Genomic DNA, 23933 nt, shown 5'->3' with positions numbered 1-23933 from the left:
ACTGCCACAGGTCAATCGCTTCAGTCACGGGCCGTGGGGCCCGGGGCTCTCACCCGCACGCCAGTTGACCCGGCCGCGGGCCGCCCTGTCCGTTGGCCGGCTCCCCTGTGGCAGAGTCCGGGCCCGGCGGGCGCAACGCTCTATTCTGCCACGTCGAGCGCCCACCGGGCGAATCGCACCCTGCGAAGGTGACCGCGCAACTCGCGGCCGACGCAGAACCCCAGCGCGTGTCAGGGGTGCGAGAGGCGACCGTCGACGACGTCGTACCCGAGTTCGGCGAGCACGCCTCGCTCGTCCCGCGCAAATTCGGACGCGTCCGCGCCGTCGAGGAGCTCGGGACGGCGCGCGGCGGTCCGGCGAAGCTGTTGCTCGCGCCTCCAGCGGGCGATGAGGCCGTGGTTCCCGCTCAGGAGGACGTCAGGGACGTCGTGGCCGCGCCACGAGGACGGCTTCGTGTAGACCGGGTACTCGAGGAGGCCGTCGGCGTGGGACTCCTCGACGAGCGATTCGGGGTTGCCCACCACGCCCGGCAGGAGTCGCCCGATGGCTTCGACCATCGCCATAACAGCGACCTCTCCCCCGTTGAGCACGTAGTCGCCGAGGCTGACTGGCCGCACGCGGAATCGCCCGGCGGCCCATTCGAGGACGCGCTCGTCGATGCCCTCGTAGCGGCCGCACGCGAATGTGAGGGTCGGCTCGTCGGCGAGCTCATGGGCGAGCCGCTGGGTGAAGACCTCGCCTGCGGGAGAGGGCACGATAAGGGTGGGCGGGTGGCCGGCGCCCGCGGGGGCCGCAGCGCGCGCAGAGAGCACCGCTTCGAGCGCGAGGGCCCACGGCTCGGCCTTCATGACCATGCCCGCGCCGCCTCCGTAGGGCGTATCGTCCACCGTCCGGTGGCGGTCGAAGGCGAAGTCGCGGAGGTCGTGGACCACGAGGTCGAGGAGGCCCTCCTCCTGGGCACGGCCGAGGAGGGAAAGGCGCAGGGGCGCAAGATACTCGGGGAAGATGCTGACGACGTCGACGCGCACCTAGGAGTCCCGTCCGGCGCTGCTGCCCTGTGCGTCGTCGCCTTTGTTGTGATCGCGGTCGTCACCGGCGTCCTCGGCCTCGCGATTGAGCTCGAACAACCCCGGCGGCGGAACGACGACGACGAAGCCGCCCTCGACGTCGACCTCGGGAACGATCTCCTCGACGAAGGGCACGAGCACCTCGCCCGAGGGCGTGTCCACGACGAGCAGGTCCTGGGCGGGCATCACCTGCAGCGCAGTGACGGTGCCGACCGCCCGCCCGTCGACGCGCGCCTCGAGCCCCACGAGCTCGTGCTCGTACCAGCCCTCTTCGCCCTCGTCGTCGAGCTCGTCGGTCTCGATCGAGAGCGTGGCCCCGCGGAGCTCCTCGGCGCGGTTGCGGTCGGGGACCTCCTCGAAGCCGAGAATGAGGATGTCCTTGTTCCAGCGGGCCGAGCGGACGGTGAGCACGCCATGGGAGGCAGGGTCCACGTCGAACGCGGTTCCCCGCACGAAACGCTCCTCGGGCGCGTCGGTGAGGACCTGTACGGTCACCTCGCCGCGGATTCCGTGCGGCTTGCCGATGCGTGCGACCCGCACCTTCATGGCGTGTCCCTTCCTAGTGCTGCATGGTCTGTGCTGGCCGGCAGGACCAGCACAGACGTCATGAAAAAGACTCCGGCCCCTCAGCCCTCCAATCGGGCGAGGGGCCGGAGCCTCATGCTGATGGCTACTGCGGTCGCGCGGGCTTTACCGGCGGCGGTCGGTGTCGACGACGTCGACCCGGACCGTATCCCCGTCGGCAAGCGCGGCCACGACAGTTCGCAGCGCGCGCGCCGTGCGGCCCTGTCGGCCGATCACTCGGCCCAGGTCCTCCTGATGGACGCGGACTTCAAGGACGTCGCCCCGGCGGCTGTTCTTCGCCTCCACCTGGACGTCATCCGGATTGTCGACGATCCCCCGGACGAGGTGCTCGAGCGCGTCGGCCAGCAAACTACTCAGCCTCGGTCGTCTCGGCCTCGGCCGGAGCCTCGTCGGCGACCTCGGCAGCCTTCTCGGCCTTGGGAGCCTCGGGGACGATCACGGAGCCCTTCTCGGGAGCCACGAACGGCTCCTTGCCCTTCGGGAACCTGAGGGTTCCCTCCTGGCCCGGAAGGCCCTTGAACTTCTGCCAGTCGCCCGTGACCTTGAGGATCGCGAGAACCTGCTCGGTCGGCTGGGCGCCGACGGACAGCCAGTACTGCGCCCGCTCCGAGTTGACCTCGATGAACGAGGGCTCCTCGATCGGGTGGTACTTGCCGATCTCCTCGATCGCACGGCCGTCGCGCTTGGTGCGCGAGTCGGCGACGACGATGCGGTAGTACGGCGCGCGCATCTTGCCGAAGCGCTTGAGTCGAATCTTAACGGCCACTTTTGTGGTCACTCCTGTTTCTGCACACGGGTCGAGCCCACGCTTTCCGCTCCCGTGGGGCGGGCCGTACTCGGATGGGCTCCATTCGGACACGACGCGCACGGAGAGAGGGGCCGCGCGGATCGGGTACCCGACTATTGTGCCAGACGCTTCGACGAAGTGCGATTCGCGGCGCGGTGGTGCTGCGCAGCAGACCTCAGGAGCCCGCCCAGACGAAAAGCTCCTGCCGATCGGAATCGTCGACGTCAGCCGCGAGCTTCGCGAGCTGCTCGACGTAGCGGTAGGCCTCCTGAGCGTCGAACGGCAGGTCTTCCTGGTCGACCCACGCGGCGGCCACGCGTTCGACGGCGTCGCCCTCGCCTTCGTCGGATTCGTAGGCGAGCAGCTCGGCGAGCGCACGGATCATCGCGGGCGGGACGGCCAGGAGGCTGTCACTCGAGACGTCGACCATCGAGAGCTCGTAATCTGCGCCGCCCGCGTGAACCGCGGTGCCGACAAGCGATCCGAGCTGCTCGATCTCGTAGTCGGACACTCCGGGAATGCGGACGGCTTCTCCGTCCAGGCTGGACGCCGATCCGGAGTCGAGCGCCGAGGCTCGCTGCAGGGCGCCGGCGTGGGTTGAAACGAAGACTTCGGCGAATGGGCTGGGAGCTGACACGGTATCCCCCTTGAAAGGCGGGCGCCGGCGCCGGGGTGGTCCCGGCAGATCCGGCTGCGAGACGGACAACGTGCCCGCGAATCCGCGGACACGTTGAGCGTATCGCAGGAGGGGTCCGGCTGCCACGACGGCACTCGGGATCAGACCGTCATGCGGATCGAATTGCGCCACGGGTCCTCGAAGCGGAGCTCGAGTCCGGTGTGGCGTGTCGCGACGCCCGCGGCCTTGAGCCGATCGGCCGCCGCGAGGATGTCGTCGTGGCCCGGGACGTGGATGAGCACTTCACCGAGGCCCAGCGTGTCTTTGCGCGGCCCCGCCCCGCGGCTGTTCCACACGTTCATGGCCATGTGGTGGTGGTACTTGCCGGCGGAGACGAAGAGCGCCTGGCCGTGCCAGCCCGCGGTCTGCTCGAAGCCGAGCGTCTCGACATAGAAGCGATGGGCCGTGTGGACGTCGCCGACCTGGAGATGCACGTGGCCGACTCCCGCCGCGGAGTCCCGCTGGCCGTCGAGGGCCTGTTCGGTGAGGTTGGCGTTGAGGTAGGCCTGGGGCGGGAGGGGGAGGCTGTCCATCACGACCCGGTCCCCCTGCCACTCCCACGTGCTGCGCGGCTTGTCGAAGTAGAGCTCCACGCCGTTGCCCTCGGGGTCGGTGAAGTAGAACGCCTCGGAGACGAGGTGATCGGCGCTGCCGGCGAAGAGCCGCGGATCATACTGGGCGGCCGTCGCGACTGCGGCCGCGACGTCCGCACGGGTGTCGAAGAGGATCGCCGTATGGAACAGCCCAGCCTCGCCGCGGCCCGGGATCTGAAGCCCGGCGGCGGGGCTCAGGTGGATGATCGGCACGCCCTTGCGCCCGAGGAACACGCCGCCGAGGGCCTCTGAGATGGCCACAAGGCCGATGGCTCGCTCGTAGTAGTCGAGCATGAGCTTCATGTCGCCGACCTTGAGCATGACGGTGCCCATGCTGAGGTCCGCGGGCAGGAGGTCCTGTGACGGCACGGAGAGGTTGGCGGGGGTGGTCATCGGGGCTCCTCGGGATGAATCGACAGCTTCAAGAATACCTTTAGTTGAAGCTTCAATCCAGAAGTCTTATTCCCCCGCGATCACACGGCCTGCCCGGAGGACACACCGTGGCCGAGACAGGGTCGTGACGTCCTGGCGCGGGTCGGCGTCGAGCAGTATGAGATCCGCGGGGTCGCCCTCGCCGAGCCCTGCGGCCCCGAGCCACGAACGCGCGCCCCAGCAGGCGGCGTCGAGCGCTGCCTCCGCCCCCACAGCCTCAGCGAGGAGAGCGATCTCCTCCGGAAGCCGGCCGTGCCCGATCACCGTGCCCGCATCCGTTCCCGCATAGATCCGCACGCCCGCGGCGTGGGCTTCGGCGATGCGTTCGAAACGCCGCCTCCACAGGGCGCGCATATGCGCCGCGTACACCGGGAATTTCCCCTCGCCGTGCGCTGCGATCTCCGGAAACGTCGCGATGTTCACGAGGGTCGGGACGATGGGCACGCCCTGCTCGGCCATCCGCGGCAAGTGCCGCGGCTGGAGTCCGGTCGCGTGCTCGATGCAGTCGATCCCGGCATCCAGCAGATCGTCGATCGTCGACTCGCCGAAGGAATGCGCCGTCACGCGCGCGCCCTCGTCATGCGCGGCCTTGATGGCATCGCGGACGACGGCGGCCGGGAACGCCGGCGCGAGATCGCCTGCCGAGCGGTCAATCCAGTCCGCGACGAGCTTGACCCAGCCATCGCCCGCGCGGGCCTCCTTGCGCACGGTCTCGACCAGGTCCTCCGGCTCGACCTCAAGCGCGGCGCCGCGCAAATACCGCCGACTTCGCGCGATGTGCCGGCCTGCCCGCACGACGCGCGGGACGTCGTCGCGCGCGTCGAGCCAGCGCGTGTCGGCGGGACTCCCTCAATCGCGCACGAGGAGCGTGCCTGCGGCGGCGTCGGTCCGCGCTTGGCGGACAGTCTCGCCGTCGCCCGCTGCCCCACCGGCGGCGAGGCCGAGGTGACAGTGCGCGTCGACAAGGCCGGGGATGACCCAGCCGCCGAGGGTTCGGCTCGCGGGTTCCGCGGGCTGCGTGTACGTCATGCGGCCACCGACAATCCACGCTTCGGCGGCGATTTCACGGGGCGCTGTGAGGATGGGGCCGGAGACATGAAAAACCTCGGTCATGTCTCAAGCCTAGACCTCGTGCTAACCTCCGATCTGTCCACACGGGTGCCCCTGCAGGGGCTGAGATCAGGCTGACGCAGCCTGCGACCGTCGAACCTGTCCGGGTCATGCCGGCGTAGGAAGTGAGGGCTCACCTGATGAGCACATCTGAAATCGAAACCCTCCGAGGCCAGGAGCAGCACCCTGCCCATTCACTCGCGTTCCTGGAGGATCACGAGCACGGCCTGCGGGTCCCGGTCACCGAGATTGCCCTCGACGACTCCCCCAACGGCGAGGCCAACGCGCCGCTGCGTGTCTACCGCACCGCCGGCCCGGGCAGCGATCCGGTCGTCGGACTCCCGCCGTACCGCGCGGCGTGGATCACGGAGCGCGACGACACCGAGGCATACGAGGGGCGCGAGCGGAACCTGCTCGACGACGGCCGCTCGGCTATGCGGCGCGGCGCGGCGTCCGAGGAGTGGAAGGGCGCCAAGCCGGTGCCGCGGCGCGCCAAGGAGGGCCGCCGTGTCACGCAGATGCACTACGCACGGCGGGGCGTGGTGACGCCGGAGATGCGCTTCGTCGCGCTGCGGGAAAACTGCGACGTCGAGCTGGTCCGCAACGAGGTCGCCGCGGGCCGGGCCATCATCCCGAACAACATCAACCACCCCGAGTCCGAGCCGATGATCATCGGCAAGGCGTTCCTCGTGAAGATCAACGCGAACATCGGCAACTCGGCCGTGACGTCGTCGATCGCCGAGGAGGTCGACAAGCTCCAGTGGGCCACCAAGTGGGGCGCGGACACCGTCATGGACCTCTCGACGGGCGACGACATCCACACGACGCGAGAGTGGATCATCCGCAACGCTCCCGTGCCGATCGGCACGGTGCCGATCTACCAGGCGCTCGAGAAGGTCAACGGCGACGCCTCGAAGCTCACGTGGGAGATCTTCCGAGACACCGTCATCGAGCAGTGCGAGCAGGGCGTGGACTACATGACGATCCACGCGGGCGTGCTCCTGCGCTACGTTCCGCTGACCGCCAACCGCGTCACGGGCATCGTCTCGCGCGGCGGCTCGATCATGGCCGGCTGGTGCCTCGCGCACCATCAGGAGAACTTCCTGTACACGCACTTCGACGAGCTGTGCGAGATCTTCGCCGAGTACGACGTCGCGTTCTCGCTCGGCGACGGCCTGCGCCCGGGCTCGACCGCGGACGCGAACGACGCCGCGCAGTTCGCCGAGCTCGACACGCTCGCCGAGCTCACGAAGCGCGCGTGGAAGTACGATGTCCAGGTCATGGTCGAGGGCCCGGGTCACATCCCGTTCCACCTCGTCCGCGAGAACATCGAGCGTCAGCAGGAGCTGTGCGACGGCGCGCCGTTCTACACGCTCGGCCCGCTTGTGACGGACGTCGCACCCGGCTACGACCACATCACGTCCGCGATCGGCGCGACGGAGATCGCGCGCTATGGCACCGCAATGCTCTGCTACGTGACGCCGAAGGAACACCTCGGCCTCCCGAACAAGGACGACGTCAAGACCGGCGTCATCACGTACAAGATCGCCGCGCACGCGGCCGATCTCGCGAAGGGCCACCCCGGTGCACACGAGCGCGACGACGCCCTCTCGAAGGCGCGCTTCGAGTTCCGCTGGAAGGACCAGTTCTCGCTGTCCCTCGACCCGGCAACGGCCGAGGCATTCCACGACGAGACGCTTCCCGCGGAGCCCGCGAAGACGGCGCACTTCTGCTCGATGTGCGGGCCCAAGTTCTGCTCGATGCGCATCTCGCAGGACATCCGCAACGAGTTCGGCTCGAAGCAGGCTCAGGAGGCCATCGCCGCCGAAGGCATGAAGCAGAAGAGCGCCGAGTTCCTCGCCCAGGGCGGGAAGGTCTACCTGCCCGAGACGATCGCGGTCGGCTCGCCCGAGTAGTCCCGGGAACGCCGCGTTCCAGTCCGCTTATCCCGTGGGATGCGGGCCGGAACGCGGCGTTTCGCGTCGCGGCGCGATTCGTGGGCCCGAGAAGCGGACGGGAACGCAGGGCCGGGGCCTCTGCGGCCTCCGGCGGGCTTCCGCGCCGACTAGCTCAGTTGCCGAGGAACTTCTCGAACCCCTTCGGCAGGTTGAGCGAGGCCGGGTCGAAGTCCCGCGGGGTCTGCTGGCCGAACGACGAGCCGCCCTGGAGCGCGTTCGCGGTGCCCGCGGCACGCTTCTGCTCCGCCTCGCGGAGCTGCTGGGCCGCCTTAGCGGGATTGCCCGAGCGGGCCTTCTTCTTGGCGTTCTTTCCCGCGGGCTTGCGGGATCCGCCGTTCATGCCCGGCGCGCCGGGCATCCCGGGGATGCCACCGCCCTGTGCCATGCGCCGCATCATCTTCTGCGCCTGGCCGAAACGCTCGAGCAGGCCATTGACCTCGGAGACGTGAACGCCGGAGCCCTTGGCGATGCGGGCCCGGCGTGAACCGTTGATGATCTTCGGCGCGACGCGCTCGTGCGGGGTCATGGATCGGACGATCGCCTCGACACGGTCGATCTCGCGCTCGTCGAACTGCTCGAGCTGCTGCCGGAACTGCGCCGCGCCCGGCATCATCATGAGCAGCTTCTTCATCGAGCCCATCTTGCGGATCTGCTGCATCTGGGCGAGGAAGTCCTCGAGGGTGAAGTCCTCCTGGTCGGCGAACTTCTTCGCCATGCGGGCGGCTTCGCCCTTGTCCCAATTGGCTTCAGCCTGCTCGATGAGTGTCAGGATGTCGCCCATGTCGAGAATGCGCGAGGCCATGCGGTCCGGGTGGAAGAGCTCGAAATCGTCGAGGCCCTCGCCCGTAGACGCGAACATGACCGGACGGCCCGTGACGGACGCGACGGAGAGCGCCGCGCCACCTCGCGCGTCGCCGTCGAGCTTCGTGAGCACGACGCCCGTGAAGTCGACGCCCTCCTCGAACGCCTTCGCGGTGTTGACGGCGTCCTGGCCGATCATCGCGTCGATGACGAACAGGACCTCGTCCGGGTTCACGGCGGCCCGGATATCCGCGGCCTGCTGCATCATGTCGGCGTCGATGCCAAGGCGGCCCGCGGTGTCGACGATGACGACGTCGTGGAGCTTCTGGCGCGCCTGCTCGAGGCCGCCCCGGGCGACGCCGACCGGGTCGCCCGTGGGCGCCTCGAACTCCGACTGGACGCCGGGGTGGGGCGCGTAGACCGCGACGCCGGCCCGTTGGCCGACGACCTGCAGCTGAGTCACGGCGTTGGGTCGCTGGAGGTCGGCCGCGACGAGGATCGGCGAGTGGCCCTGACCCTTGAGCCACTTCGCGAGCTTGCCCGCGAGCGTCGTCTTGCCGGCGCCCTGGAGGCCCGCGAGCATGATGACGGTCGGCGGGTTCTTCGCGAGGCGAATGCGACGTGTCTCACCGCCGAGGATCGTCACGAGCTCGTCGTTGACGATCTTGACGATCTGCTGGCTCGGGTTGAGCGCGGCGGCGACCTCGGCACCGAGCGCGCGCTCGCGCACGCGCGCAGCGAAGTCGCGCACGACGGGCACGGCCACATCAGCGTCGAGGAGCGCGCGACGGATCTCGCGGACGGTCGCGTCGACATCTGCCTCGCTCAAGCGCCCCTTGCCACGGAGATTCTTGAACGTCGCTGTCAGTCGGTCCGAGAGGGAGTTGAACACGTGACGGGGTCGCTTTCGGTGATGGGAAACGGCCGCCCGGAGGCGGTTCTGCCGTTTCAAGGGTATCAATGGCATGCTTGGCACCGTGACGACGCAGACATCTGACGAGCAGCACGTCCACGCCCCTCGGCCGGCGCGGGAGGGCGCTCCGGGAAGCCCGCAGTCCGTCAAGAGCCTCCTCATCCTCGGCGCCTCGGGAGACCTCACCGGCCGTCTCCTGTTCCCCGGCCTTGCGCGTCTCCTCGCGACCGGGCGCCATCAGGGCCTCACGATCGTGGGCGCGGGCCACGAGGACTGGACCGCAGAGCAATGGTCCACGCGGGTCCACGACGCGACGGACGACGCCCTCGAAGACTCGACGCCCGAGGGCCGCGCCGAGCTTGAGCGCATCCGGAAGGAGTCGCGTTACCGACAGCTTGACGTCACGGCCCCTGGCGCACTCGCGAGCGCCATCGCGGAGCTGCCCGCTCCCGTCGCCGTGTACTTCGCGCTTCCGCCCCAGATCAGTCAAAGGGCCTGCGAGGTCCTGGATCCGCGCGATCTCCCCGAAGGCACGCGCCTCGCCCTCGAGAAGCCCTTCGGCTCGTCGGCGGAATCCGCGGCCGCGCTCAACGAGACGCTCCGAGCACTCCTCCCGGAACAGCAGATCCACCGCGTCGACCACTTCCTCGGCAAGGGCACGGTCCTGAACATCCTCGGCCTGCGCTTCGCCAACAACTTCCTCGAACCAATCTGGAACCGGGACCACATCGATAAGGTCGAGATCTTCTTCGACGAAGACCTGGCGCTCGAGGGACGGGCCGGATACTACGATCGCGCCGGGGCCCTGCGCGACATGATCCAAAGCCATCTCCTCCACATCATGGCGATCCTCGCGATGGACGCCCCGGCCCGGCTCGATGAACGAGATCTCCGCGACGCCATCAGCTCGGTGCTCAGGGCGGCGCACGTCGAGGGCCCGCTCGAGGAGACGACGCGGCGCGCCCGCTACGCCTCCGGGACCATTGCGGGCCGCGCCATCCCCGACTACACGGCGGAGGAGGGCGTCGATCCCTCGCACGGAACCGAGACGCTCGCCGAGATCACCGTCTCGCTCGCGAGCTGGCGGTGGTCCGGGGTCCCCTTCATCCTGCGCTCAGGCAAGGCCCTCGGCATGCGACGCAAAGAGGCCATCATCACGTTCAAGCCCGTCCCGCACCTGCCCGAGGGCTTCGCGGGCGTCGACGAGCCGAATCGCCTGCGCATCGGCTTCGGCCCGGACGTCCTCCAGCTCGACGTCGACGTCAACGGACCCGGCGACGTCATGACCCTCAATCGCGTGACCCTCGATGCGGACTTGAGCGAGGCGGATCTGCTCCCCTATGGCGAAGTCCTCGAGGGGATCCTCAACGGGGATCCCCTCCTCTCGGTGCGTGGCGACACGGCCGAGAGCTGCTGGCGCGTCGTCGACCCCGTGCTCGCGGCGTGGGCCGCAGGCGAAGTGCCGATGGACACGTACCTCGCCGGCAGCGCAGGACCTTCCGGGTGGGCGACGTCGGCGTCCGGCGAGGACGGGACAGGCGCCTGACCGTTCTCGAACCGGCGGGTCAGATCGCGTCCCGGCCGCGCTCGCCGGTGCGGACGCGGATCGCGTCGTCGACGCGGACGGTCCAGACCTTCCCGTCGCCTGCCCGGCCGGTGTTCGCCGCGGAGATGATGGCATCGAGGATGTGGTCGGACTGCTCGTCCTCGGCGAGCACCTCGATGCGGACCTTGGGCACGAGGTCCACGTTGTACTGCGCGCCGCGGTAGACCTCGGTGTACCCGCGCTGTTGGCCGTAGCCGCTCGCCCTGCTCACCGTGAGGCCTTGGACGCCGTAGGATTCAAGGCTTTCCCGCACGGCATCGAGCTTCTCGGGGCGGACAATCGCGGTAATGAGCTTCACGGACTCACTTTAGCCGTGCTGCCCGATCCGACGAGTTCCCTGCCGCGGGCGGACCCCACGAGGGGCTCGTCGTCGTCGACCGCGGACCGCCCGCCGTCGGCCACCTTCGTGCCCAGCGGGTGGAACGCGCGGCCCGCCTCGGCCGCGGAGTGGTAGGCCGTCTCGGCGTGGATCGCAAGGTCGACGCCGGCCTCTTCGACGTCCTTCGAGACGCGGAAGCCCAGCGTCGCCTTGACCGCGAGGCCGATGAGGAGCGCGACGACGAACGAGTAGCCGAGCACCGCGACAGTTCCGAGGGCCTGCTTGCCCAGAAGATCGAAGCCGCCGCCGTAGAACAGGCCCTGGCCCGGAACCGGCGCGCCCGGACTCGCCGCGAGGCCGATGAACAGGGTGCCGACGATCCCGCCCACGAGGTGGACGCCCACGACGTCGAGCGAGTCGTCATAGCCGAAGCGGTACTTGAGGCCGACCGCGAGCGCGCACACGGCGCCCGCAACGAGCCCGAGGACGATCGACCAGAGCGGCGAGAGCGACGCGCATGACGGCGTAATGGCCACGAGCCCCGCGACGGCGCCCGACGCGGCGCCGAAGGAGGTCGCGTGACCGTCTCGGACCTTCTCGACGACGAGCCAGCTCAGGACCGCGGCACACGGCGCGACGAGCGTGTTGATCCACGCGAACGCGGCCTCGCCGTTGGCCCCGAGGGCCGAGCCGGCGTTGAAGCCGAACCAGCCGAACCACAGGAGGCCGCAGCCGAGCATGACGAGCGGGAGGCTGTGCGGGCGGTGGTTCGGATCCTTGCCGAAACCGAGTCGCTTGCCGAGCACAAGGGCGAGGGCGAGCCCCGCCGCCCCCGCGTTGACCTCGACGGCGGTACCGCCGGCGAAGTCGATGAGGCCGAGGTGGTTGAGCCAGCCGCCGATGAATGTCCCGTCGGCGGCCTTCTTCCCGTCGAACACCCAGTGCGCGACGGGGAAGTACACGAGTGCGGCCCACAGCGCGGCAAACACCATCCACGAGCCGAACTTCGCCCGATCGGCAATCGCCCCCGAGATCAGCGCGACCGTGACCGTCGCGAAGACCCCTTGGAAGCCGACGAACGCGAGCTCGGGAACCGTGCCGACGAGCGGCAGGTCGGTCCCCGTCGAGAGGAGTCCGTGGAGGCCGAACAGCTGGAACGGATTGCCGACGAGGCCGCCGAAGGCGTCCGCTCCGAAAGACATCGAGTACCCGACCGTGACCCACAGGACGCCGACGATCGCGAGGGCGCCGAAGCTCATCATCATCATGTTGAGCATCGACTTCACGCGGGTCATGCCGCCGTAGAAGATCGCGAGGCCGGGAGACATGAGGAGGACGAGGGCTGCGGAGATGAGGACCCAGGCGGTGTCGCCAGCGTTCATGTGTCGTCGTGCCTTCCGAGGGACGGGCTTCTCTTGCCGTCCAGATTCTCGGTGCGGTGTTTCCGACTTCAGGCGGTCATGTTGCTCACGTGTTACAAGATTCCAACTGACGTAAAGAGGACGTCACCGCCGCGTTAACGGGATGTTTCATCCGCTTGTTTTCGGGCTTTTCCGGGGTCCCCCTGCGCGCGCCGTGCGCCGCGCAAACGGAAGCGGACGACGGCGGGATGTCCCGCCGTCGTCCGCTTGCCTTCACAAGGGTGGCGCTCAGATCGCGGCGGCTCCTCGCTCGCCGGTCCGAACCCTGATCGCCTCGTGGACGTCCACCGTCCACACCTTGCCGTCGCCGGCCCGGCCCGTGTTGGCCGTGGTGATGAGGACGTCCAGGATGTCATCCGTCTGCTCGTCGGTCGCGAGGATCTCGACCCGGATCTTGGGGAGGAGGTCGACGCTGTACTCGGCGCCGCGGTACACCTCGGTGTAGCCGCGCTGCTGGCCGTAGCCGCTCGCCGTGCTGACCGTCAGTCCCTGAACCCCGTAGGATTCGAGGCCCTCCCTGATGGCCTCGAGCTTCTCGGGCCGGACGATCGCGGTGATGAGCTTCATGAAGTTACCTTCCCTGCCTTGGCGGACTCGGTCAGCAGATCATCGGCGTTGAATCCGGCGATCTCCTCCGTGGCCTTCGAGCCGAGCGGGTGGAACGTGTTCCCGGAGGACGTCGAGGAGTAGGCCGTCTCGGCGTGGATCGCGATGTCGACGCCCGCCTCTTCCGCCTCGGTCGTGACGCGGAAGCCGATCGTGACCTTGATGAGCAGGCCGATGAGGAGCGAGACGACGAACGAGTAGCCGAGGACAGAGCCGGCGCCGATGGCCTGCTTGCCGAGGAGGTCGAAGCCGCCGCCGTAGAAGAGGCCCGTGCCGGCGGACGGAGCGCCGGGGCTCGCCGCGAGGCCGATGAAGAGCGTGCCGATGACGCCGCCGACGAGGTGGACGCCCACGACGTCGAGCGAGTCGTCGTAGCCGAACTTGTACTTGAGGCCGACCGCGAGCGCGCAGACCGCGCCGGCGAGGACACCGAGGATGATCGCGTAGAGCGGGGAGATCGCGGCACAGGCCGGCGTGATGGCGACGAGGCCCGCTACGGCGCCCGACGCGGCACCGAGGGACGTCGCGTGGCCGTCGCGGAGCTTCTCGACGATCAGCCAGCCGAGCGTCGCGGCGCACGGGGCGATGAGCGTGTTGATCCAGGCGAAGGCTGCCGTGCCGTTGGCGGCGAGCGCCGAGCCGGCGTTGAAGCCGAACCAGCCGAACCACAGGAGGCCCGCGCCGAGCATGACGAACGGAAGGTTGTGGGGACGGTGGTTCGGGTCCTTGCCGAAGCCGCGGCGCTTGCCGAGCACGAGGGCGAGCGCAAGGCCAGCCGCACCGGCGTTGATGTGGACCGCCGTACCACCGGCGAAGTCGATAACGCCGAGGCCGTTGAGCCAGCCGCCGATGAAGTTGCCGTTCGCGTCCTTGTTGCCGTCGAACACCCAGTGCGCGACCGGGAAGTAGACGAGGACCGCAAAGAACGCCGCGAAGACCATCCACGAGCCGAACTTCGCGCGGTCCGCGATCGAGCCGGAGATGAGCGCGACCGTGATGATGGCGAAGACCGCCTGGAATCCGACGAACGCGAGCTCGGGGATCGTCCCCGAGAGCGGCATGTCGGAACCGGTCGAAAGGACGTGGTGGAGTCCGAACTTGTCAAGGTTGCCGACGAGACCGCCGAACGCGTCCGTGCCGAACGACATCGAGTACCCGACGGTCGCCCACAGGACCCCGACGAGCGCGATGGCGCCGAAGCTCATCATCATCATGTTCAGGACGGACTTCGCGCGGGTCATGCCGCCGTAGAAGAACGCGAGCCCGGGCGTCATGAGCAGCACGAGGGCCGCCGATGCGAGCACCCAAGCGGTGTCGCCCGCGTTGAGGGTGGGGGTCATGGTGTTGCCTTTCGAGGGGGGAACGGGGTCCTCAGGCCCGGGGGCGCCATAACGGCGGCCCGTCCGAACCACTGACATCAGATTCCTCCCCGGGTGTTTCATCCGCTCGCGGGCAAAATTGCCCTCGTGTTACAACTTCATCCCGCGAGTTAAGGCCTCGTCACCGACGTGTTAACGGGGTGTTTCGTAGTGTTGATGCGTGCCCCTTCGTGTCTTCCGCGGCGTCGCCTCCCGTTCGATGCCCGTCCGCCCTGCCGTTCCCCGCGACGTATGGGTGCTCGTCGTCGCCGCCTTTGCGATCGCGATCGGCTTCGGCATCGTTGCCCCGGTCCTCCCCCAGTTCGCGGCGAGCTTCGGCGTCGGCGCGACGGCGGCATCCATCATCGTGAGCGTCTTCGCGCTCGCACGGCTCGTGCTTGCCCCGACTGCGGGGTCGCTCGTGAACCGCCTCGGCGAGCGTCCCGTCTACGTCATCGGTGTGCTCACGGTCGCCGTCTTCACGGGTTCGTGCGCGTTCGCGGGCGACTATTGGCAGTTGCTCCTCTTCCGTGGGCTCGCGGGCATCGGCTCGACCATGTTCACGATCTCCGCCTCAGGCCTCATCGTCCGGCTCGCCCCGCCCGAGGCCCGCGGTCGAGTGAGCGGTCTCTACGCCTCATCGTTCCTGCTCGGCAACATCGCGGGGCCACTCGTGGGCGGTCTCCTCGCGGGGTGGGGTCTGCGGGTGCCCTTTCTCGTGTACGCGGGCACGCTCGTCGTGGCGGCGTCGGTCGTCGGCCTTTTCCTCGGCCGCGGCCGGGCGGCGCGGACCGAGAACAGGCTCCCGCCCCTACGGCTCACGGAGGCCTTCGCTCTCCCGCCGTATCGGGCCTCGCTCGTCGCGAGCTTCGCGAACGGCTGGGCCACCTTCGGAATCCGCATGGCGCTCGTACCCCTCTTCGCCGCGGCCGCATTGCACTCCTCGCCCGCAACCGCGGGGCTGGCGCTCACCCTCTTCGCGCTCGGCACGGCCGGCGCGCTGACCTTCTCGGGGCGTCTGGTCGACTCGTGGGGCCGCCGTCCGCTCGCCTTGGCGGGCCTCGTGATCGCCGCCGCGGGCACGGGACTCATGGGCCTGAGCGGATCCGACGCGATCCTCTACGCGCTTTCCGTCGTCGCAGGATTCGGTTCCGGCCTCCTCGGCCCCGCGCTCCAGGCCACGGTCGCCGACGCGATCGGACGCGAGCGCAGCGGGGGCGCCCCGCTCGCGGTGTTCCAGATGGTCTCCGACGTCGGGAGCATCATCGGGCCCTTGCTCGCGGGGCTCCTCGCGGACAGCGTGGGCTACGGGTGGGCCTTCGCGGCCTCGGGCGCGTGCCTCCTCGCCGCGATGCCCGCGTGGGCCGCGCGCCGCCGTCGAACGCCTGTCTGAGGAGGCAACGCGCCTGCCCTCAGCCGTGCCGGAACACGACCTGGGCCGCGAGCCATATGGTCTGTGCGCCCGTGGAGAACGTCGCGCTGGGCGTGGCTCCCGCGCCGACGAGCTGGTCCTCGACCATCAACTCCATGTCCGATGTCCCCGAGACGTTGACTCTCGAGGCGAACCCTGACCCAGCAGCGAGCGCAGCTCCGAAGCCCGAGTCTGCGTAGAAGCCGACGGCGAGCTCGTTCGACGCAGCCGTCGCGGTCGTTGCGCCGGACGCGACGGTCGCCGCCTTCGTGCCGGTCGTGCCGGTTGAATGGGCCTGGACGTCGACTGCGCCCGCCCCCGTCGCCGTGGAGAGCCCGGAGTATTCGAGGACCGCGACCCCGACGTCAGCGGGAGCCGTCGTCGAGGCCGTGACGCTCACGGCGGCGCCGCCCCCTCCGGTGATGGGCGCCGTCCACACGCTCAGCTCGGTGTGGTCCGAAGCCGTGAAGTGGCTGAGCTCGGTGTAGGTGTTGCCCGCCGAGTCCGTCACGCCGCTCGTCGTCGGGGAGGCCGTGCCCCACGCGCCGACCTCGACGACAAGGCGGTTGCCGGCCCGGACGGGCTGCCCGAGCGAGACGGTCGTCGAGGGCGCTCCGGTCACGTGCGTCGAGGCCTGCTGGATGAAGGCGGGCACGACCGCGTTCGACGGCGTCACGCTCGCCGACGGCGCCGAGGCCGGCGATGTCCCGACCGAGTTGGTCGCGGTCACGGTGAACGTGTACGGCGTGCCGTTCGTGAGCCCCGTGACGGTCGCGGTCGTGGCGGCGGGGCTGCCCGTCACGGTCGTCGGGGCGAGTGCCGTTCCCCCCGTCCACGGCGTCACGGAGTAGGACGTGATCGTCGCTCCGCCGTTTGCCGGCGCCGTCCAACCGATCACTGCGGACCCGTTGTCGGGCGTCGCGGTGACGCCGGTGGGGGCCGCGGGAGCCGTCGGCTGCGGCGCGATGTGGACGGTCGCGGCCATCGACGGGACGCCGCTGCCGTTCACGATGAACAGCATGTAGTCGCCGGGCGGGGCGTAGGTTCCGGACGCGGGAGCCTGGATGCTCAGCGAGCCGGAGCCTGCCGTGAACGTCAGCGGCACGAAATGCTGGTCCATGTCCGCCTGATGCGTGTCCGCCGCGAAGGAGACGAGGTTGACGGCGGAGATGGACGCCGCGTCGGGCGTGCTGACGCTGAACGTGGTGCCGTAGTACGCGGTGGCCGGCGCCTGGCTGATCGTCGGCCGGGACCCGCCCAAGAGGTACGACGGCGAATACACCTGGGCGTTGTACTGGCCCGGGTTGTTCAGGGACTCCTCGTGGCCCCCTCCGGCGACCAAGACGCTTCCGTCCGGCTGGAGGACGGCAGTCGAGTGGTAGTTGCGCGCCGCAGCCATCGGTCCGATGACGCTCCACGCCCCGGTCGTCGGGTCCCAGATCTCCGCGGGCAGGACGCCGGTCGTGGCTTGAGTCTGATCCGACGTGGCCTCTCCGCCCACCGCGAGGACCCGACCGTCCGCAAGCGTCACGAGCGTGTGGTAGACGCGGGGGTAGTTCATGGGCGCGATGGACTTCCACGCGGGCGCGGCCGCCGTCAGGTCGATCGTCGCGGCCTTGGCGACCGCGGTCGTCGTCAGCGTCACGCTCGGCGCGCCGCCGCTGTAGAGGATCTTCCCCGGACGGTACATGACGGACGAGCCGTTTGTGAGTCCGCTCGCGCCCACCGACGTCCAGGTCTGCGCCGAGGGATCGAGCCAGAACGAGACGTCCTCGGACGGCCCGATCGTGAACACCTTGCCGTTGGGCGCCAAGTAGGAGAAGGGGTACTCCTCCTCATGGACCTGGGACGTGCTGATCTTCGACAGGGCCGTCCACGTGTTGGTCGCCGGATCGTACAGCTCCGGAGTATCGGCCCACGCCGACGCACTCGACGAGTTGCCGCTGATCGCAACGTACCGGCCGTCGGGGAGCTCCACGAGGTCCGGATACCAGCGCGGATAGTTCATGCTCGCGAGCCGGCTCCACGATTGGCTCGAGGGGTCGAAGACGTTGACGTCCGTCAGGCCGAGGTTGCCCGTGGTCGAGACCCCGTAGCCGCCCGCCACGAGAACGCGGCCGTCGGGGAGCTTCGCGTTGCCGGAGCAGAAGATGCTCGACGGCGCGGTGATGGTCGTGAACGTCTTCGTCGCCGGGTCATACACCGAGGTCGGCTCGGGCGTCGCCCAGCCGTCCCACTGCAAGAGCTTGCCCGAATTGAGCACAACGGAGTGCACCGCGACAATGGGCCAGTTCATGAGGGCGCCCCATTGGCCGTTGGCCGTGGTGCTGGGTGTGATCGCGTTCGACGGCGACGACGCCTGGCCCGTGCCGACCGCGTTCGTCGCGGTGACGGCAAACGTATAGGACGTGCCGTTCGTGAGGCCGGAGATCTGGGCCGACGTCGCGGCCGGAGTGCCGCTCACGGTCGTCGGCTTCTGCGGGGCCCCCGCCGCATAGGGGGTCACGGTGTAGGACGTGATCTGCGAGCCGCCGTCCGAAGGCGCGGTCCAGGACACCGACGCGCCGCCGTTCCCGGGGCTTGCGGTGACACCGGTCGGGGCCCCGGGCGCCGTCGCCGCCACGGTGCTCGCGGGGAGGAACACGAGGGTCGCGGCGAGCCACGTCGTATTCGCGCCCGTCGTGAAGCCCGCGGCGGGCGTCGCGCCGGATCCCACCGCGGCGTCCTCGACGGCGAGCTCTATGTCGGTCGCATTCGAGACGTTTGTCCGCACCGAGAAGCCGGTCCCGCCGCCGAGGGCGTTCCCGAACCCCGAATCGGCGTAGAAGCCCACTGCGAGCTCCCCCGCCCCGGTGGCGGCCGGCGTGGACCCCGAAGACACCGTGCCGGCGCCCGACGTCGTACCGGTGGCCTGAGCGTGGACATCGAGCGAGGCAGTGCCGGCCGCCGTCGAGAGCCCCGAGTACTCGAGCACGGCGACGCCCACGTCCGCCGTCGAGGTCGGCTTGACGGTCACGACGGGCTTCGTGCCCCCACCAGCCGTGATCTGGGCGGTCCACACACTCAGTTCCGTGCGCTCCGATGCCGCGAAGTGCACGAGCTCGGTGTAGACGTTGCCGGCGGAGTCAGTCACGGTTGACGCGGTCGGGGAGCTGCTCCCCCACACACCCACCTCGACGATGAGCCGGTTGCCGGCGGTGATGGCTGAGCCCGGCGTGACGGCCAGCGAGGCGGCCCCGCCCTGATGGGCGGACGCCTGCTGGACGAAGGCGGGCGGGCTGGATGCAGCGTGCGCAGGCACGGCCGCGAGTCCGAAAAAGGCGGTCAGGGTTGCGGTGGCGGCGGCAAGGGTGCGCGAACGACGGGCGGGGCGCATCGCTCCTCCTAGTCATGAGGACAGCAATGGAACACCCCGCCCCATCACGGTGCGACAGCGGCGCCGCGCGTGTCAAGGCCGGAGGCCGAGCCCCTAGTTGAGGATCGCGTCGACGAAGCCCTCGACGTCGAACGGGGCGAGGTCGTCCGGGCCCTCACCGAGGCCGACGAGCTTGACCGGGACGCCGAGCTGCTTCTGGATCGCGACGACGATGCCGCCCTTCGCGGTGCCGTCGAGCTTCGTGAGCACGATGCCCGTGATGTCCACCACCTCGGAGAAGACGCGGGCCTGATTGAGCCCGTTCTGGCCCGTCGTCGCGTCGAGGACCAGGAGCACTTCGTCGACTTCGGCCTGCTTCTCGATGACCCGCTTGACCTTGCCGAGCTCGTCCATGAGGCCGACCTTGTTCTGCAGACGACCGGCCGTATCGACCATGACGACGTCGACTTCTTGCTCGATGCCCGCCTTGACGGCCTCGAACGCAACGGAAGCCGGGTCGGCGCCGTCGACGTCGGACTTCACGGTCGGCACCCCGACTCGCGCGCCCCACGTCGCAAGCTGCTCGGCCGCGGCGGCGCGGAACGTGTCCGCGGCGCCCAGGATGACGTCCTTGTCTTCCGCGACGAGGACGCGCGCAAGCTTGCCGACCGTCGTCGTCTTCCCGACGCCGTTGACGCCCACGACGAGGACGACGGCGGGCTTGCCCGCCTTCCGGTCGACGCTGAGCGAGCGGTCGAGGCTCGGGTCGACGAGCTTGATGAGCTCCTCGCGGAGCATCGCCCGAACCTCGTCGGGCTTGCGGCTGCCCATGACCTTGACGCGCTCCTTGAGCGTGTCGACGAGCTCGAGGCTCGGCTCGGTGCCGATGTCGGCGAGGAGGAGAGTCTCCTCGACCTCGTCCCAGACAGAATCGTCGATGCGATCGCTCGAGAGGAGCGCCAGGAGGCCCTTCCCGAGCACGTTGTTGCTCTTGACGAGCCTCTCGCGGAGCCGCTGGAGGCGTCCCGCGACAGGCGCAGGCGTCTCGGTCGGAACCGCCTCGACGACGGCTTCATCCCGGATCTCCGTGGGCGCCTCGGCCAGTTCGGCTGGCGCGCCGGGCGATTCGGCAACAGCCACCGGGGCACCAGATGCCTCCCCGCCTTCGGGCCTCCCCGGGGAGGCCGCTAGGTCGTTGGCGTCCCGGGTCCCGGTGTAGCGGACCCTCGAGCGGCGTCCGCGCACGAGCCCGATGATGGACCCGGCGACGACGAGGAGCACGATCACAGCGATAATCAACGGCAGCATGGCGTCTGTCACGAGACCTAGTCTGTCATGTCAGGCTTTCGACTCGCTCAAGCTTCTGGCCCACGACCGTCGAGACGCCGTCGCCGCGCATCGAGACACCGTAGAGCGCGTCCGCGACCTCCATCGTGCGCTTCTGGTGCGTGATGACGATGAGCTGGCTCGATTCGCGCAGTTCCTCGAAGATCGTGATGAGCCGGCCCAGGTTGGTGTCATCGAGGGCGGCCTCGACCTCGTCCATGACGTAGAACGGCGACGGGCGCGCCTTGAAGATCGCGACGAGGAGCGCGACGGCCGTGAGCGAGCGCTCGCCGCCGGACAGGAGGGACAGGCGCTTGATCTTCTTCCCCGCGGGCCTCGCCTCGACCTCGATCCCGGTCGTGAGCATGTCCTCGGGGTCGGTGAGCACGAGGCGGCCTTCGCCGCCCGGGAACAGCCGCCCGAAGACGCGCTCGAACTGAACGGCGGTGTCGGCGTAGGCCTCCGCGAAGACGCGCTGGACGCGATCGTCGACGTCCTTGATGATCGCGAGGAGGTCGCGTCGGCTCGACTTGAGGTCCTCGAGCTGCTCGTTGAGGAAGCGGTGCCGTTCCTCGAGCGCCGCGAACTCCTCGAGGGCGAGCGGATTGACCTTTCCGAGGGCGGCGAGATCCCGCTCGGCCTTCTTGAGTCGCTTCTCCTGCTCCTCGCGCACGAACGGTGCCCCGCTCACAGGCCGCCCGGCGTCGTCGACCTCGACCCGGAGCGACGCCCACTTGTCGCCTGCGTCGTCGGCGATCGGGATCGGGAGGTGCGGGCCGAATTCGTCGACGAGCTGCTGGGCAGAGAGCCCCAGCTCCTCGACCGCGCGGTCCTCGAGTGCTTCGAGGCGCAGGCCCAGTTCGGCGCGCGCGAGCTCGTCGCGGTGCGCGGCGTCGCTCAGCTCCGCGAGCTCCTTCGCGAGCGCGTCCGTCGATGTCCGGAGCACCGAAAGCCTTTCGTCGAGCGCGGTGCGTCGCTCCTCCGCGGCGTCGCGCTCTTCGGCGGCCTCGTCGACGGCGCGGTCCATCGCCGAGACCCCGAGCAGTGCCGCGCGCGCGACCGCGCCCGCCCGAGCCGCCCTGCGCGAGCGCTCCGCGGCGCGGCGCTCGGCCTCCGCCGCGGCGCGGCGCTCGGCGACGGCGGCGCGTTCGAGGGACTCGGCCCGAGCCTCGAGGGCGCGGTGCTGTTCCTCGACGGTGCGCAGCGCGAGGCGGGCTTCGAGCTCAGCGGCGCGCGCCGCCGTCGCCCGCTGCGCGAGCCGGTCCCGCTCGTCTGCCGAGGGCTCCTCGCGCTCGTCGGCCATTGCGTCCGTTTCTTCCGCGGCATCGAGGCGTTCCGCGGCGGTTGCGAGCGCCTCCTGCTCAGCCTCGAGCTGGGCCTGCGCCGCGGCAAGCGAGGCGGTGAGGCGCTCGTCCTCGGCCGCGGCGCCCCGAAGCTGGGCGCCGAGCGCCGCGAGCCGTTCGGCGACGGCTGCGAATCTCGCATCCGAATCGTGGAGGGCTGCCAGGGCGGCGTCGGCCCGCTCGGTCGCCTCGCGGACCCGATCGCGCGCCCCCGCGAGCTCGAAGCCCGTTCGCTCGTACTCCGCGTGCGCGGCGGAGAGCGCTGCCTCGGCGTCCGCGACCTGGGCCTGAAGCTCGAGCGTCGACGGAGCGGCCATCGAGCCGCCGCGAACCACGGCCGCAGTGAAGACGTCCCCGTGCCGCGTCGCCACGGTGAGCTCGGGGTGGTCGGCGAGGATCGCTTGGGCCTGGGCCGCGTCCGCCGCCCCGACCGCCCGTGCGAGGAGGCGCACGACGGCGCCGCGCACCCGGGCGTCGGGCCTCACGACCGCGTCGAGCCAGCGGGCGCCTGCCGGGAGCCCGGGGCGGTCGGCGGGGCCGGTCTCGGGAGCGTGGGCGTCCGCGACGAGAAGCGCCGCCTGCCCGCCGTCGTCCTCGCGGAGCCGAGCGAGCGCGCGGTGTGCTGCCTCCGCGCCATCCATCGCGAGCCCCTCGGCGACGGCTCCGAGCACCGCCGCGACGGCCGCCTCGAAGCCCGGCTCGACGGCGACGAGTGCAGGCACGGGGCCCAAGACCCCTTCGCCGAAGTCGAGGACGGCGCCGCTCCCGTCGCGGCCGCGCAGCCCCGCCCGCAGCGCATCGAGGCGCGCCTCGAGCGAGCGGCGGGACGTCTCGGCGTCGCGGCGGCGCTCCTCGATCGCGTGGAGCTCGGCCTCGGCCTCCTCTTGGGCCCCGGCCGCGTCCTCGTAGTCGGCGTCGAGGCCTTCCTCTCCCGCCTCGACGCCCGCGACCTGGGATTCGAGTGCCGTGAACTCGAGCTCGGCATCGCGCCGGCGGCCCGCCGCGGAGTCGAGCGATGCGCGCAGGCGCCCGATCTCGCCCTCGGCCGCTTCGACCCGGCTGCGCGCGGCACCGACCCCGCCGGCGAGCCGCGCGAGGCCTTCGCGTCGGTCCGCGGAGGCCTTGAGGCGCGCGGTGTGGCGGCGGTCCTCGGCCGCGGCATCCTCTTCGGCCTCGGCGCGAGCCTCGGACGCGGTTTCGAGAGCCTCCGCCCGGACCTCAAGGGCCTCGGCGAGCACGGCCAGCTCGTCGCGTGCCTCCTCGGCCTGGCGCTCGAGGCGCTCGGGATCACGCCCAGACGGCACGGGTTCCGACGTCCCGAGCAGGCGGCGCCGTTCCTCCGCGACCTTCGCGAGGGAGCGCAGGCGCTCGCGCCCCGAGGACAGCCGATACCAGAGGTCACGCGCCGCGTTGAGCTTCGGCGTCGCGACGGCCGCGGCGCGCTCCGCCTCGGCCTGCTCCCGGCGGGCGCCCTCGAGCTCGCGTTCGGCCTCGGCGCGGCGGGCCGTGAGGGCCGACTGGTCCGCGCGGTCCTGTTCGAGCGAGCCGCGGAGCCGCACGACGTCGTCGGCCAGGAGCCGTGCCCGCGCATCGCGGACGTCCGCCTGAATGGTCTGCGCCCGCCGTGCGACCTGCGCCTGCCGGCCGAGCGGACCGAGCTGCCGCCTGATCTCGCCCGTGAGGTCGGCAAGGCGCTGAAGGTTGCCCTGCATTGCGTCGAGCTTGCGGACCGTCCGCTCCTTGCGGCGGCGGTGCTTGAGGATGCCGGCGGCTTCCTCGATGAATCCGCGCCGGTCCTCGGGCGTCGCATGCAGGACCCGGTCGAGCTGGCCCTGCCCCACGATGACGTGCATCTCTCGGCCGAGGCCCGAATCGCTCAGGAGCTCCTGGATGTCGAGGAGGCGGCACGCGTCGCCGTTGATCGCATACTCGGAGCCGCCCGTGCGGAAGAGGGTCCGCGAGATCGTGACCTCGCTGTAGTCGATGGGAAGGGCCCCGTCCGCATTGTCGATCGTGAGGGAGACGTGCGCGCGGCCGAGGGGCGGGCGCCCCGCGGTTCCCGCGAAGATGACGTCCTCCATCTTGCCGCCGCGGAGGGTCTTCGCGCCCTGCTCGCCCATGACCCACGCGAGCGCATCGACGACGTTCGACTTGCCCGAGCCGTTTGGACCGACGACGGCGGTCACGCCCGGCTCGAACTCGAACGTCGTCGCCGAGGCAAAGGACTTGAAGCCTCGGATCGTCAGGGTCTTGAGGTGCAAGGGTC

At 70.0% G+C, this 23933-nt stretch carries 19 protein-coding genes and 1 riboswitch; of the genes, 3 read left to right on the top strand and 16 right to left on the bottom strand.

From position 1 onward, the window contains the following. Positions 1 to 230: 230 nt before the first annotated feature. The 8 genes from trmD to RBS12_RS20230 form a co-directional block, all read right to left on the bottom strand. On the bottom strand, positions 231 to 1028 hold the full coding sequence (gene trmD, locus RBS12_RS08040) for a tRNA (guanosine(37)-N1)-methyltransferase TrmD (RefSeq protein ID WP_307965548.1): 798 nt from the start codon (positions 1026 to 1028) through the stop codon (positions 231 to 233). After that, positions 1029 to 1613, bottom strand: a complete 585-nt coding sequence (rimM, locus tag RBS12_RS08035; RefSeq protein WP_307965547.1) for a ribosome maturation factor RimM — start codon at positions 1611 to 1613, stop codon at positions 1029 to 1031. 144 nt (positions 1614 to 1757) lie between these two features. Further along, positions 1758 to 2000 (bottom strand): RNA-binding protein, encoded by a 243-nt coding sequence (locus RBS12_RS08030; protein ID WP_307965546.1) that lies wholly within the window; start codon positions 1998 to 2000, stop codon positions 1758 to 1760. 1 nt (position 2001) lies between these two features. Further along, positions 2002 to 2418, bottom strand: coding sequence for a 30S ribosomal protein S16 (gene rpsP, locus RBS12_RS08025; protein ID WP_307965545.1), 417 nt, complete (start codon positions 2416 to 2418; stop codon positions 2002 to 2004). Positions 2419 to 2614: 196 nt separating this feature from the next. Then, on the bottom strand, positions 2615 to 3076 hold the full coding sequence (locus RBS12_RS08020; protein WP_307965544.1) for a hypothetical protein: 462 nt from the start codon (positions 3074 to 3076) through the stop codon (positions 2615 to 2617). A 140-nt stretch (positions 3077 to 3216) separates the two neighbouring features. Next, on the bottom strand, positions 3217 to 4101 hold the full coding sequence (locus tag RBS12_RS08015) for a VOC family protein (protein WP_307965543.1): 885 nt from the start codon (positions 4099 to 4101) through the stop codon (positions 3217 to 3219). Between the two features lie 66 nt (positions 4102 to 4167). Beyond that, entirely contained in the window at positions 4168 to 4896 is a 729-nt protein-coding gene (locus RBS12_RS08010; RefSeq protein WP_373886496.1) for an amidohydrolase family protein, read from the bottom strand. A gap of 93 nt (positions 4897 to 4989) precedes the next feature. Continuing rightward, positions 4990 to 5253 carry a hypothetical protein gene (locus RBS12_RS20230; RefSeq protein ID WP_373886495.1) on the bottom strand — a complete coding sequence of 88 codons (264 nt, stop codon included), beginning with the start codon at positions 5251 to 5253 and terminating at the stop codon, positions 4990 to 4992. A gap of 31 nt (positions 5254 to 5284) precedes the next feature. Then, a riboswitch (TPP riboswitch) is annotated at positions 5285 to 5392 on the top strand. Here RBS12_RS20230 and thiC point away from each other — a divergent pair. Continuing rightward, positions 5391 to 7166 (top strand): phosphomethylpyrimidine synthase ThiC, encoded by a 1776-nt coding sequence (thiC, locus tag RBS12_RS08005; RefSeq protein ID WP_307965542.1) that lies wholly within the window; start codon positions 5391 to 5393, stop codon positions 7164 to 7166. It overlaps the preceding riboswitch by 2 nt. Positions 7167 to 7320: 154 nt before the next feature. Here the strand turns inward: thiC and ffh are convergent, their stop codons facing one another. Beyond that, complete coding sequence (gene ffh / locus RBS12_RS08000) at positions 7321 to 8901, bottom strand: signal recognition particle protein (RefSeq protein ID WP_307965541.1); 1581 nt, start codon at positions 8899 to 8901, stop codon at positions 7321 to 7323. An 85-nt stretch (positions 8902 to 8986) separates the two neighbouring features. On the opposite strand from ffh, the gene RBS12_RS07995 reads away from it, so the two are divergent. After that, on the top strand, positions 8987 to 10468 hold the full coding sequence (locus RBS12_RS07995) for a glucose-6-phosphate dehydrogenase (RefSeq protein WP_307965540.1): 1482 nt from the start codon (positions 8987 to 8989) through the stop codon (positions 10466 to 10468). A 19-nt stretch (positions 10469 to 10487) separates the two neighbouring features. Here the strand turns inward: RBS12_RS07995 and RBS12_RS07990 are convergent, their stop codons facing one another. The 4 genes from RBS12_RS07990 to RBS12_RS07975 form a co-directional block, all read right to left on the bottom strand. Beyond that, positions 10488 to 10826: a P-II family nitrogen regulator gene (locus RBS12_RS07990; RefSeq protein ID WP_307965539.1), complete on the bottom strand. Its 339-nt coding sequence runs from the start codon at positions 10824 to 10826 to the stop codon at positions 10488 to 10490. Continuing rightward, positions 10823 to 12229, bottom strand: coding sequence for an ammonium transporter (locus tag RBS12_RS07985; RefSeq protein ID WP_307965538.1), 1407 nt, complete (start codon positions 12227 to 12229; stop codon positions 10823 to 10825). The genes RBS12_RS07990 and RBS12_RS07985 overlap by 4 nt, the downstream gene beginning before the upstream one ends. Before the next feature lie 267 nt (positions 12230 to 12496). After that, entirely contained in the window at positions 12497 to 12835 is a 339-nt protein-coding gene (locus RBS12_RS07980) for a P-II family nitrogen regulator (RefSeq protein ID WP_307965537.1), read from the bottom strand. Beyond that, entirely contained in the window at positions 12832 to 14214 is a 1383-nt protein-coding gene (locus RBS12_RS07975) for an ammonium transporter (RefSeq protein ID WP_307965536.1), read from the bottom strand. The genes RBS12_RS07980 and RBS12_RS07975 overlap by 4 nt, the downstream gene beginning before the upstream one ends. Before the next feature lie 238 nt (positions 14215 to 14452). Here RBS12_RS07975 and RBS12_RS07970 point away from each other — a divergent pair, with 238 nt between their 5' ends. Beyond that, complete coding sequence (locus tag RBS12_RS07970) at positions 14453 to 15625, top strand: MFS transporter (RefSeq protein WP_307965665.1); 1173 nt, start codon at positions 14453 to 14455, stop codon at positions 15623 to 15625. A gap of 19 nt (positions 15626 to 15644) precedes the next feature. Here the strand turns inward: RBS12_RS07970 and RBS12_RS07965 are convergent, their stop codons facing one another. From RBS12_RS07965 to smc, 3 genes are all read right to left on the bottom strand, one after another. Next, a complete protein-coding gene (locus RBS12_RS07965) occupies positions 15645 to 19019 on the bottom strand; it encodes a fibronectin type III domain-containing protein (RefSeq protein WP_307965535.1) in 3375 nt (1124 codons plus the stop codon). A 93-nt stretch (positions 19020 to 19112) separates the two neighbouring features. Then, positions 19113 to 20318: a signal recognition particle-docking protein FtsY gene (gene ftsY, locus RBS12_RS07960; RefSeq protein ID WP_373886494.1), complete on the bottom strand. Its 1206-nt coding sequence runs from the start codon at positions 20316 to 20318 to the stop codon at positions 19113 to 19115. A 13-nt stretch (positions 20319 to 20331) separates the two neighbouring features. Further along, positions 20332 to 23928 (bottom strand): chromosome segregation protein SMC, encoded by a 3597-nt coding sequence (smc, locus tag RBS12_RS07955; protein ID WP_307965534.1) that lies wholly within the window; start codon positions 23926 to 23928, stop codon positions 20332 to 20334. Positions 23929 to 23933 lie beyond the last annotated feature (5 nt).

Origin of the sequence: Sinomonas sp. ASV322, assembly GCF_030908245.1 — a bacterium.
Taxonomy (GTDB): domain Bacteria; phylum Actinomycetota; class Actinomycetes; order Actinomycetales; family Micrococcaceae; genus Sinomonas.
The sequence above is the reverse complement of the archived record's forward strand: the minus strand, read 5'-3'. Positions and strand labels throughout refer to the sequence as shown.